The sequence below is a fragment of the Mycobacterium sp. E3198 genome, from assembly GCF_001667015.1.
In the GTDB taxonomy this organism is placed as follows: domain Bacteria; phylum Actinomycetota; class Actinomycetes; order Mycobacteriales; family Mycobacteriaceae; genus Mycobacterium.
The window spans coordinates 1-11387 of sequence record NZ_LZIS01000240.1 but is presented as its reverse complement, the minus strand read 5'-3'; the positions used below and the strand labels follow the sequence as shown (position 1 = coordinate 11387).

10 protein-coding genes and 1 pseudogene are annotated in these 11387 nt (G+C 70.6%); 6 read left to right on the top strand and 5 right to left on the bottom strand.

Features of this window, described 5'->3' with window-relative positions; genetic code table 11:
• Positions 1–454: pseudogene (locus tag A5673_RS24700) on the bottom strand (MaoC family dehydratase N-terminal domain-containing protein); the annotation flags it as partial.
• A gap of 83 nt (positions 455–537) precedes the next feature.
• Between A5673_RS24700 and A5673_RS24695 the strand changes: the two are divergent.
• Genes A5673_RS24695 through A5673_RS24675 form a run of 5 tightly spaced genes read left to right on the top strand, consistent with a single transcriptional unit; the run spans position 538 to position 6207 of the window.
• Positions 538–1242 (top strand): histidine phosphatase family protein, encoded by a 705-nt coding sequence (locus A5673_RS24695; RefSeq protein WP_068238698.1) that lies wholly within the window; start codon positions 538–540, stop codon positions 1240–1242.
• Between the two features lie 16 nt (positions 1243–1258).
• On the top strand, positions 1259–3268 hold the full coding sequence (locus tag A5673_RS24690) for an SDR family oxidoreductase (protein WP_068238696.1): 2010 nt from the start codon (positions 1259–1261) through the stop codon (positions 3266–3268).
• Between the two features lie 40 nt (positions 3269–3308).
• A complete protein-coding gene (locus A5673_RS24685; RefSeq protein ID WP_068238694.1) occupies positions 3309–4052 on the top strand; it encodes a 2OG-Fe dioxygenase family protein in 744 nt (247 codons plus the stop codon).
• Between the two features lies 1 nt (position 4053).
• Positions 4054–5013, top strand: a complete 960-nt coding sequence (locus A5673_RS24680) for a nucleoside hydrolase (protein WP_156748590.1) — start codon at positions 4054–4056, stop codon at positions 5011–5013.
• 39 nt (positions 5014–5052) lie between these two features.
• Positions 5053–6207 (top strand): alpha-hydroxy-acid oxidizing protein, encoded by a 1155-nt coding sequence (locus A5673_RS24675; protein ID WP_068238690.1) that lies wholly within the window; start codon positions 5053–5055, stop codon positions 6205–6207.
• A 62-nt stretch (positions 6208–6269) separates the two neighbouring features.
• Here the strand turns inward: A5673_RS24675 and A5673_RS24670 are convergent, their stop codons facing one another.
• The 3 genes from A5673_RS24670 to A5673_RS24660 form a co-directional block, all read right to left on the bottom strand.
• The gene (locus tag A5673_RS24670; protein ID WP_156748589.1) at positions 6270–7145 is read right to left on the bottom strand and encodes a Rieske (2Fe-2S) protein; all 876 of its coding nucleotides are present in this window, start codon (positions 7143–7145) and stop codon (positions 6270–6272) included.
• Positions 7146–7434: 289 nt separating this feature from the next.
• Positions 7435–8964, bottom strand: a complete 1530-nt coding sequence (locus tag A5673_RS24665; protein WP_068238700.1) for a DNA polymerase Y family protein — start codon at positions 8962–8964, stop codon at positions 7435–7437.
• Between the two features lie 39 nt (positions 8965–9003).
• Positions 9004–9657: a hypothetical protein gene (locus A5673_RS24660; RefSeq protein ID WP_068238688.1), complete on the bottom strand. Its 654-nt coding sequence runs from the start codon at positions 9655–9657 to the stop codon at positions 9004–9006.
• Between the two features lie 100 nt (positions 9658–9757).
• On the opposite strand from A5673_RS24660, the gene A5673_RS24655 reads away from it, so the two are divergent.
• Positions 9758–10342: a hypothetical protein gene (locus A5673_RS24655; RefSeq protein ID WP_231971448.1), complete on the top strand. Its 585-nt coding sequence runs from the start codon at positions 9758–9760 to the stop codon at positions 10340–10342.
• A 153-nt stretch (positions 10343–10495) separates the two neighbouring features.
• Here A5673_RS24655 and guaA read toward each other — a convergent pair.
• On the bottom strand, positions 10496–11387 hold an 892-nt coding region (gene guaA, locus A5673_RS24650; protein WP_156748587.1), incomplete at its 5' end, for a glutamine-hydrolyzing GMP synthase.

Here is an 11387-nt window from a genome sequence, read left to right as displayed (position 1 = left end):
CCGGCACTCCCCCGAACCCGCCCGCGCCGCGGACCACGAAGGTCGTCGACGTTTCGGCGATCAGCTTCCCCGAGTCCGGGTCGGTGCCACGACCGCGCAGCATCACGACCGCGTTCTTGCCCTCGCCCTTGTCCTGAATGTCGGTGACCTCGGAGACCACCGACAGCTTCCCCGCCGCCGGCAGCGGTGCGTGCAGCCGGACGCCCTGCGATCCGTGTAAGAGCATGGCCCAATTGAACTTTCCGATCTTGCCGGCCGCGCCGAAGGCCGGCGAACAGATCACCGCGTAGGTGGGCAGCACCTGCTGGGCGATGTCGTGGCTGTTCTCGGTCGTGAAGGACAGGTCGTCGGTGCCGCACCCGACGCCGAGCGCGTACAGCAGCGTGTCCTTGTCGGTCCATTCGAACAGCATCGGATCGCTCACCGCGCCGACGGCGCTCGGGTCAATGGCCATGGGGGTCTCCTTTCAAGGACTTTTCGGTACTGAAGCATTTCAAACCCTTCCCCCCGGCACCCTCGGCAGGGCAGGCTATCGACATGCGCAAGGGGAGCGTGATCGCGAAAGCCATAGCAGTGCTCGCCGCGGCGATGATCGTCGGTGCGTGCGGCGGCCCGCCGCAGCCGCGCAGCATCACCCTGACGTTCATCCGGCACGCGCAGTCGGAGGCCAACGCCGGCGGGGTCATCGACACCTCGGTGCCGGGCCCGGGGCTGAGCCCCGAGGGCAAGGCGCAGGCCGAACAACTCGCCCACCAGCTCGCCCACAACAAGTACGACGCCGTCTACGCCTCGACGATGGCGCGCGCCCAGCAGACCGCCGAGCCGCTGGCGTCCGAGCTGCATGAGCAGGTTCAGGTGCTGCCGGGCGTCCAGGAGATCAACGCCGGCTGGTTCGAGGGCAGGCCGATCTCGTGGGACCCCCGGACGTATCTGCTGGCGCCGGCGGACTGGCTCAACGGCGACATGCAAAACAGCATCCCCGGGTCGGTCAATGGCAAGGAGTTCAACGATCGGTTCACCGCGGCCGTCCAGAAGGTCTACGACAGCGGCCACAACAACCCGGTGGTGTTCGCGCACCTGTATTCCATCGAGTACTGGGTGCTGATGAACGTGAAGAACGCCAAGGACAGCCTCCGGACCACCCATCCCCTGCCCAACACGGGCCGCGTGGTGATCACCGGCAACCCGATGACGGGCTGGACGCTGCAGGACTGGGACGGCATCCGCGACTTCAGCGGCTGACCGCTACCATGTCCGCATGCGGTATGTCGTTACCGGCGGTACCGGGTTTATCGGGCGGCGCGTCGTGTCCCGCCTGCTGGAAACGCGGCCGGACGCGCGGGTGTGGGTGTTGGTGCGCCGCGGCTCGCTCGGGCGCTTCGAACGCCTCGCCGCCGAGTGGGGTGACCGGGCGACGCCGCTGGTCGGCGAGCTGCCCGGGCTCGGCCTGACCGACGAGACGCTGGCCGAGCTGTGCGGCGTCGACCACGTCGTGCACTGCGCGGCGATCTACGACATCACCGCCGGCGAGGCCGAGCAGCGGGCCGTCAACGTCGAGGGGACCCGGGCGGTCATCGACCTGGCGCGGCGGCTGGACGCCACGCTGCACCACGTGTCGTCGATCGCCGTGGCCGGCGACTTTCCCGGCGAGTACACCGAGGACGACTTCGACGTGGGGCAGCGGCTGCCGAGTCCGTATCACCGGACGAAGTTCGAGGCGGAGTCGCTGGTGCGCTCGACACCCGGGCTGCGCTACCGCGTCTATCGCCCCGCCGTCGTGGTGGGCGATTCGGTCACCGGGGAGATGGACAAGGTCGACGGGCCGTACTACTTTTTCGGCGTACTGGCCAAGCTGGCGGTGTTGCCCAAGTTGACGCCGATCCTGTTGCCCGACACCGGGCGCACCAACATCGTCCCGGTCGACTACGTCGTCGACGCGCTCGTAGAACTCATGCACGGCGACGGTTACGACGGCCGCACCTTCCACCTCACTTCTCCGAAAACCATTGGGCTGCGCGGGATTTACCGCGGCGTCGCCAAGGCCGCCGGGTTGCCACCCCTGCGCGGCTCGCTGCCCCGCTCGGTGGCGGCGCCGGTGCTCAAGGTGCGCGGGCGCGCCCGGGTGGTACGCAACGTGGCGGCGACCCAGCTCGGGATTCCCGCCGAGATTTTCGACCTCGTCGACTTGTTGCCCACGTTCGTCAGCGACGAGACGCGAAAGGCGTTGCAGGGCAGCGGTATCGAAGTACCCGAGTTCGCGAGCTACGCGTCCGAGCTGTGGTGGCACTGGGCCGAGCACCTCGACCCCGACCGCGCCCGGCGCGACGACCCGACGGCGCCGCTGCGGGGCCGGCACGTCATCATCACCGGCGCGTCCAGCGGGATCGGCCGGGCCTCGGCGATCGCCGTCGCCGAGCGCGGCGCCATCGTGTTCGCGCTGGCCCGCAACGCCGACGCGCTCGATGCGCTGGTCGCCGAGATCCGCGCCGGCGGGGGGCAGGCTTACGCGTTCACCTGTGACGTCACCGACTCCACGTCGGTGGAGCACACGGTCAAGGACATCCTGGGCCGCTTCGACCATGTCGACTACCTGGTGAACAACGCCGGCCGCTCGATCCGGCGCTCGGTGGTCAACTCCACCGACCGGCTGCACGACTACGAACGGGTGATGGCGGTCAACTACTTCGGCGCGGTGCGGATGGTGCTGGCGCTGCTCCCGCACTGGCGCGAGCGCCGGTTCGGCCACGTCGTCAACGTCTCCAGCGCCGGCGTGCAGGCCCGCAACCCCAAGTACAGCTCCTATCTGCCCACCAAGGCGGCGCTGGACGCGTTCGCCGACGTGGTCTCCGCGGAGACGCTGTCGGACCACATCACGTTCACCAACATCCACATGCCGCTGGTCCGCACGCCGATGATCGCGCCGTCGCACCGGCTCAACCCGGTCCCCGCGATCAGCCCCGAACGCGCGGCGGCGATGGTGGTGCGCGGCCTCGTCGAGAAGCCGGCGCGCATCGACACCCCGCTGGGCACGCTCGCCGAGGCCGGCAACTACTTCGCGCCGCGGACGTCGCGGCGTATCCTGCACCAGCTGTACCTCGGCTACCCCGATTCCGCCGCGGCTCGCGGGTTGGCGACCGAGACGACGGCTGATCCACCCGCGCCGCCGAAGCGGCGGCCCAATCGCCCGGTCCGCGCCGTCGCCGGGGGGATCCGGACACCGCGCCCGGTCAAGCGACTCGTGCGATTGGTGCCCGGAGTGCACTGGTAAACCCGGTTTCGTCGGGACCGGATTGCGGTATCCCGGCGCGATGGTCCTTTGCGAAAAGTGGACGGACGCCGATCCGGTGGCCGCCGCGGCCCGGCTGGTCGCGAAGACGGGGGTCGCGGTGCTGTCCTCGCTCGACGTGACGCGCAGCCTGGGCGTGGGCCGCGAAGAATGGACCCGGTTCGCGCGCCACTGGCGGCGGTTGGCGCCGGACCCCTACGCGGCGGAGCTGGGGGTGCAGCGGCTCCGCCGATACGGCCAGTACTCGTTTCGCGACGGGGTGCTGCGCCCGATGCCCAGGCTCGCGTTCGTGCAGCCGGAGGACTCCAATCCCCTCTACATCGGCAAGGACCGCGACTTCGAGCCGCTGACCGGCGCGTTCGCCGCGGATCCGTTGCTGCACAAGGTGATCGCGCTGCTGGGCCGGGTCGCCACGGCCCTCGACGGCGACGTGGCCGACTGGAACGTCAAGGTGCATCCGTTCCGCATTCGCTGCTGCGGGGACGACGAGGGCGGCCGACCGACGCCCGAGGGCCTGCACCGCGACGGCGTCACGCTGGTCTCCTCGCTGCTGATCGGGCGGCGCAACGCCATCGGCGGCGAGAGCACGGTGTGCGACCCGACGGGCCGGCAGTTGCTGGCGACGACGCTGACCGAGCCGGGGACGCTGATGCTGGGCGACGACCGCCGCACCCTGCACGACGTCTCGCCGATCCGGCCGATCGACGCCTCCGGGCCGGCGCAGCGCGACGTCCTGGTGATCACCTTCGCGTCGGCCTGGCCGTAAAATCACCGCGGTGAACACCGTTTTCGTCGACGCCGACACCGGCATCGACGACGCGATGGCGTTGATCTACCTGCTGGCCAGCGCCGACGCCGAGGTGGTCGGCATCGCATCGACCGGCGGGAACATCCACGTCGACCAGGTTTGCGCCAACAACCTGGGTCTGCTCGAATTGTGCCGCGCCCCAACCATACCCGTGTCCAAGGGCGCCGACGAGCCGCTGTGCGGCCACTGGCCCCATCACTCGAAGTTCCACGGACCCAAGGGCCTGGGCTATGCCGAGCTTCCCCCCACCGACCGCGGGCTCACCGGCCACGACGCCACCGCGGCATGGGTGGCCGCGGCGCACGCCCATCCCGGCGAACTGATCGGGCTGGTCACCGGCCCGCTGACCAACCTGGCGCTCGCGCTGCGCGCCGAACCCGCGCTGCCGAGGATGCTGCGGCGGCTGGTGATCATGGGCGGCGCGTTCGGCGGGGATACCAATCCGATGGCCGAATGGAACATCCGGGTGGATCCCGAGGCGGCCGACGAGGTCTTCGCCGGCTGGGCCGGGCAGCAACAACTTCCGATCGTCTGCGGCCTGGACCTCACCCGGCGCGTCGCGATGACACCGGACATCCTGGGCCGGCTGGCGGGCGCCGCGGGGCCGTCCCCATTGGTCGGGGTGATCGAGGACGCGATGCGGTTCTACTTCGAGTCGCACGAGAGCCGCGGACACGGCTACGTCGCGTTCATGCACGACCCGTTGGCCGCCGCGGCGGCGCTGGACCCGCGGCTGGTCGCGACCCGGGCGGCGACGGTGGACATCGAGCTCGCGGACACCCCGACCCGGGGGGTGACGACGCCCGATTGGTCGGGCAACCGAAAAGCCAACGCCCTGATCGGCGTCGACGTGGACCCCGCGGCGTTCTTCGAGGCGTACATCGAGCGGGTCGCCCCGTTCGCACGCGGGCTTGGCTAACGTCCGTTTGGCCGACCGATCGCCGGGTATGCGCGAGCCATGCCTTACGCCGATTATCAGACCGAGCTTTATCAGCAGGGGCAGGCGGGCCGGCAGCCGCCCTACCCCATCAGGTTCGCCGACCTGGAGGCCAAGGCGGCCGCGGCAATGCCGCCGAAAGTGTTGGGGTACGTCGCCGGCGGCGCCGGCGACGAGCACACGCAGCGGGCCAACTGCGAGGCCTTCAAGCGCTGGGGCTTGTTCCCCCGCATGGGGATCGCCCCCGAGCAGCGCGACATGTCGGTCGAGCTGTTCGGCATTTCGCTTCCGTCTCCGATCTTCATGGCCCCCATCGGTGTCATCGGTGTGTGCGCCCAGGACGGCCACGGCGACCTGGCCGTGGCGCGGGCGTCCGCCCGCACCGGCGTGCCGTTCTTCGTGGGCACGCTCACCTCTGACCCGATGGAAGAGGTCGCCCCGGAGCTGGGCGACACCCCCGGCTTTTTCCAGCTGTACACGCCGCCGGACCGCGAGATGGCCGCCAGCCTGGTGCACCGCGCCGAGGCCTGCGGTTTCAAGGCCATCGCGGTCACCCTCGACACCTGGGTCACCGGCTGGCGGCCGCGCGACCTGAGCGCCGGGAACTACCCTCAGGTGCCCAGCGGATGCCTGAGCAACTACACCTCCGACCCGGTCTTTCGCGCGAACCTGCAACCGGGCGAGGACGCCACCGAGGCGGCGGTGCGCAAGTTGCCCATCTTCGGCGGCCCGTTCCGCTGGAGCGACCTGGAGTGGCTGCGGGCGGAGACCAAGCTGCCGCTGCTGGTGAAGGGCATCTGCCACCCCGACGACGTGCGCCGCGCCAAAGACATTGGCGTGGACGGCATTTACTGTTCCAATCACGGCGGTCGGCAGGCCAACGGCGGGCTGGCCTGCCTGGATTGCCTGCCCGGGGTGCTCGAGGCCGCCGATGGGATGCCGGTGCTGTTCGACTCGGGCATCCGCAGTGGCGCCGACATCATCAAGGCCCTGGCGCTGGGGGCGACCGCGGTAGGGATCGGCCGGCCGTACGCCTACGGGCTGGCGCTCGGCGGCGTCGACGGCGTCGTGCACGTGCTGCGCTCGCTGCTGGCCGAGGCGGATCTGATCATGGCCGTCGACGGGTATGCCTCGCTCAAGGACCTGACGCCGGACGCGTTGCGGCCCACCGGGTAAGCGCGGTTGCACGATGGCCGGCCGCAGCGTCTTTCGACCGTTGCGCGCTAGTCGACGGGTGGCTACCCGCGACTGACTCGGCGTACTTGAATGCGCCCGTCGACCTCGCGGGTGGCCAAGGCCGGCTGATCGACGGTCGCGGGGCCGCGCACCAAACTCCCGTCCCGAACGTCGAATTGCGAGCCGTGGCAGGAGCACGTGATGACGTTGCCGTCGAGATCGCCGTCGCTGAGCGGGCAGCCCCGATGCCCGCAGCGGTCGTGGATGGCGTAGATCTGGCCGTCGCGGCGAACCAGCAGTATCGGCGTGTCGGCTACGTCCGCGGACTGTGGTTGCCCCTCAATGAGTTCGACGCCCCCCGCGACGGCGGTCCACTCGTCGGGGCCCGGGTCGAAGGCCGTTTGGTTGACTCCGACGCCACGGACAAAGGCCAGATGTCCGCCCAGGTGCGCGCTGCCGGCGAGTAGTCCGGCGCCGGCGAGCGCCAGCAGTGACCCCTTGGCTCGCGCCCCCCGCCGGCGCGCCCTCAGCGACGCGGCGTAAAGCAGTAGCGCCGAAAGATTCGCCTCCGCATGAACCAGGCCGACTCGGCGCACGCCCGCATCGGAGAGTTCGGTGTCAGCCCAGTCGCTGAACCCCGTAAGCGCGGTTGGCGCCGCCGCTGCGATGCCGAGCAGAATCAACCGCTGCGCGGCCCGGGCGCCCGCGCGGGGGGCAAGCAGATCCAACAGGGACGCCGACAGCAACGAGCCGACCACCAGATCGGTCATCGGTGGGTGGACCGGATGTCCCACCCACGTTCCGCTGATCGCCGCTTTCAATACTTCCGGGCTGACCAGCTCGCGCACCTTTTTGCCGAGTGTCTTTGCGGGGAGGTCGAGGATGCTGGCTCGTTCCAGCGCATCGACGAATGGCCGGACTGGCCTGGAGACGGGCACAGTAGATCCCCTTTCGCGATCGCAGTCTTCTGGCAGTACCCGGCGGCGCCGAAACTACACCAGCCCGAGTCGTCAAATCCGTGGGCAGGCAGCCCGCACGGCCGGCCCTCAAAGCCGGGGTAATTTCGGTTCTGCCACGACGTGGTTGACTTTGCCGCAAACGAGTTTCTCGGCGCCCGGTGCGCCGCCATCACGCCGGCAGCAGTGCCCGAGAGATAGAAGCGCCCGCAACGGCGTATCCCCTATCCCGCGTTGCTTGGCTTGTTCGGCAACGGCACGGATCAGCGCGTCACTCGTAGCTTCCCTCGAGGTACCAACGTCGTTGGCGGTAGCACAGCAGAAACGCCCGCTCGTCCTCCAGCAGGACCTGGGCGCGGGCGGTGCGCCCCCTGCTGTCACGATCCCACCACCGCTCGTCGACCGGCCAGGGCCCGGCCCACCAGCGCAGCGGTTCGTCCCGACCGCGCACGGCCAGCCGTGCGGGGTCGGCCGAGAACATCCTCCGGCCCGTCACCCGTATCGAATTCCTCTGGGCGTCAAGCAGATCCACCGGGTCATCCAGCAGCACCGCCGGCGACGGCTGCGGCAGTTGCCCAGGCCACGGCAGGCCCGGGTCGGCCCGCGGCACCGGCTCGTCGCGCAGCGGGATCAACGTGATGCGTTCGGCCGGCCCGCGACCGCCGGACAGCACCGGCACCCGCACCGCCTCCGGCCCGAGCAGGCCCTGTACCCGCACCAGCGCCCGACGGGCCCGCAGCCTGTCCTCCTCGCCCAGGCCGCCCCATAACGGCAACTGCAGCGCCTCGGCCGACACCACCTCCACGGCCTGCAGCCGCAACAGCGTCACCGCCGCCGTCGGGCGGCGGTTGCGAGCGGTTCGGTTGCTCAACCACCCGTCGAGCTGCCAGCGCACCCGGTCGGCGGTCGCGTCCTCGGTCAACGGCTCGGCGCACCGCCAGACCCGTTGCAGTTCTTCGCCATTGGCGGTGACGGCGTGAATGGCCAGCCGGGTGCAACCCACCCCGGCCGCCATCAGCGCCTGGTGCAGCGCGCCGGCCAGCGAACGCCCGGCGAAGGCCGCGGCATCCACCCGGTCGATCGGCGGGTCGCAGTCGAGCACGGCCTCGAGTTCCGGCGGCGGCTCGCGCCCGGACGGTCCCCGCTCGGGTTCGCCGCGGGCGAACCGGTGCGCGGCCACCCCGTCGGCGCCGAACCTGGACGCCACGTCGGTGCGCGACAGCGCGGCGAACTGACCGATGGTGCGAATTCCCATCCGCCACAACAGGTCCGTCAGCTCCTCTCGCCCCGGGCCGGACAGGCTCGGCTCGGTGGCCAGCTGCCGGATCGACAGCGCCGACAGGAACTTCGCGTCGCCTCCCGGCTGGACGATGCGGCCCGCGCGCGCGGCGAAGACCGCGGTGGACAGCTGATCGGCGATGCCGACCTGACACTCGGCGCCCGCGGCGGCCACCGCGTCGATCAGCCGCTCGGCGGCCTGCTCCTCGGACCCGAAAAAGCGGGCCGCCCCGCGCACCGGCAACACCAGGAGGCCGGGCCGCAGCACCTCGGCGCGGGGCACCAGGTCGTCCACCGCGGCGATCACCGGTTCGAAGAAGCGGGCGTCGCGGTCGGCGTCGGCGGTCGCGACGTGCAGCTGCGGGCACCGCGCCGCCGCCTCCCGTCGCCGCAGCCCCCGCCGCACCCCCGCCGCACGCGCGGCCGACGAGCAGGCGATCACCCGATTGGCCAACGTGATCGCGATCGGGGTCGTCACGGGCCGCTCCGCCGCTGCCGCCGCCGCGACCGCGGGCCAGTCCATGCACCAGATCGCCAGCGCGCGTGAGGAAGCCACCCGAATTCACCCGGCTCGCGACCGGCCGATCACCCGCCTGCCCGCACACAGCCCACTGACCCGCAGCCGCACCCTGCTGATGCGCCCGAAGCCAGGGCGGCCGTTCGCCGTGATCTCGTAGCCGCAGACCCGCGCCTCCAACCGCGTCGGCGCCCCCTGCCAGTCGCCGTCGGTGACCAGCAGGGTGCACCCCTTGTTGCGGGCCCGCGCCACCACCGCCCGCGCCCGGGTGTGCGGCACCTGGCGCCCGCCCAGGCCGAGCACCACCAGATCCATGCCGTCGACGAGCACCGCGGCCACCTCGACCGGATCGGTCCCGGCGTCCGGTATCACCGCGACCCGACTCAGGTCCGCCCCCATCTCCACGGCGGCCAGCAGCCCGATGTCCGGCTGGCCGACGATGGCGACGTTGCCCCCGGCCGCCGTCACGGCGGCCACCACGCTCACCACCAGCGACCGCGCCCCCGACAGCACCGCCACCGTTCCCCGCGGCAGCGGCACCGGCAGCGCCTCCGCGAGCCACCGCGGGAGCGCCAGCCCGGATTCCGAATCCGGCAGCAGGTCCTCGGCGGGGGCGCCGCGCCCGGAGATTTGAGCCATCCGTCGGCGCAGCGATTCCAGCTGCTCAGCGCGGTGATCGGAGGCCAAAGCCGCGGTCATGACTGCCTCCCACTGACGCTGTTTTCGAAAGTATGTTCGATACATTGGCGAGTAAACACCCACCCTCCGACAAGCGTCAAGAAACGTGAGAGGCTGCTTTATGCGGTCGGTGCTGGTGTGGCTGATGGTGCTTTTTTGCGCCACTTTTCCGGCGCCGGCCCGGGCCGAACCCTGTCACCCGGCCGAGCTGTTCGCCACCGACACCGGTCCCCTGTTCGAGGCACAGGCCACCGTGACGATCGCGCTCAGCGGCGCGGCGGTGACGGGCTCGATCCCGCTCGACGGGGTGTACTGGTCGGACGCGCTGCGGCGCGACACCCGTGAGCGCTCGCGCGAATTTCACCTGTGCGGCGGTTCGTCGCACTCCGCCGCCGAGGCGCTGCGCCGCCAGTTCGACCAGGAAGCGGTGCTGGCCTTCGACTACCTTCCGCAGCACGCGCCGAAAACGGACGCGATCCTCGTCGCGGTGCCCGATGTCGACATCGCCCGCTTCGGCGACGCGCTGGCCGCCGACCCGGTCGCCCGCCAGCGCATCCGGGGCGGGTCCGTCACCACCACCGACCACACCCTGCTCCTGGTCGCCGGGGACGACGACCTCGACGTCGCCCGCCGGCTCGTCGGCGAGGCCGGCGGGAACTGGAGCGCAGCCGAGATCGCTTACGGCAGGCGCGAATTCGTCGAGTAGGCCCTTTGCGTGTGCACTCACGGCTTTGCGTGTGCACTCACGGCTTTGCGTGTGCACCCGGCGGGAATTTCGCCGACGCGTCACCCCGGGCTCACAGTCAAAGCCCTCAGCGCACACTCATTTAGAGCTGGCGTGCCCTCAGAAGTCGAGTAGCTACTCCCACTCGATGGTGCCGGGCGGCTTGCTGGTGACGTCCAGCACCACGCGGTTGACCTCCGGCACCTCGTTGGTGATCCGGGTAGAGATACGCTCGAGCACCTCGTAGGGCACCCGCGTCCAGTCGGCGGTCATGGCGTCCTCGCTGGACACCGGCCGCAGCACGATCGGGTGCCCGTAGGTGCGGTTGTCGCCCTGCACCCCGACCGAGCGGACGTCGGCCAGCAGCACCACCGGGCACTGCCAGATCTGGTTGTCCAGGCCGGCGGCGGTCAGCTCCTCGCGCGCGATCTCATCCGCGCGCCGCAACGTGTCCAGCCGCGCCGCGGTGACCTCGCCGACGATCCGGATGCCCAACCCCGGTCCCGGAAAGGGTTGGCGCCCAACAATTTCCTCCGGCAGGCCCAGCTCCCGCCCGACGGCGCGCACCTCGTCCTTGAACAGCAGCCGCAGCGGCTCGACGAGCTTGAACTTCAGGTCGCCCGGCAGGCCGCCGACGTTGTGGTGGCTCTTGATGTTCGCGGTGCCGCTGCCGCCGCCGGACTCCACCACGTCCGGATACAGCGTGCCCTGCACCAGGAACTCGACCTGAGAATCGGTGTCACCGACGATGTCTCGCACCGCGCCCTCGAAGGCCCGGATGAACTGCCGGCCGATGATCTTGCGTTTGCCCTCGGGGTTGGTCACCCCCGACAGCGCCTGCAGGAATGTCTCCTCTGCGTCGACGGTGACCAGGTTGGCGCCGGTGGCGGCCACGAAGTCGCGCTGCACCTGGTCGCGTTCCCCGGCGCGCAGCAGCCCATGGTCGACGAAGACACACGTCAGCCTGTCGCCGATGGCGCGCTGCACCAGCGCGGCGGCCACCGCCGAATCCACCCCGCCGGACAGC

What these genes read in the sequence shown, in the direction of transcription:
- A5673_RS24695 (WP_068238698.1), top strand. Translation starts at nt 538, where the DNA reads ATGCGCAAGGGGAGCGTGATCGCGAAAGCCATAGCAGTGCTCGCCGCG.
- A5673_RS24690 (WP_068238696.1), top strand. Translation starts at nt 1,259, where the DNA reads ATGCGGTATGTCGTTACCGGCGGTACCGGGTTTATCGGGCGGCGCGTC.
- A5673_RS24685 (WP_068238694.1), top strand. Translation starts at nt 3,309, where the DNA reads ATGGTCCTTTGCGAAAAGTGGACGGACGCCGATCCGGTGGCCGCCGCG.
- A5673_RS24675 (WP_068238690.1), top strand. Translation starts at nt 5,053, where the DNA reads ATGCCTTACGCCGATTATCAGACCGAGCTTTATCAGCAGGGGCAGGCG.
- A5673_RS24665 (WP_068238700.1), bottom strand. Translation starts at nt 8,964, where the DNA reads ATGGACTGGCCCGCGGTCGCGGCGGCGGCAGCGGCGGAGCGGCCCGTG.
- A5673_RS24660 (WP_068238688.1), bottom strand. Translation starts at nt 9,657, where the DNA reads ATGACCGCGGCTTTGGCCTCCGATCACCGCGCTGAGCAGCTGGAATCG.
- A5673_RS24655 (WP_231971448.1), top strand. Translation starts at nt 9,758, where the DNA reads ATGCGGTCGGTGCTGGTGTGGCTGATGGTGCTTTTTTGCGCCACTTTT.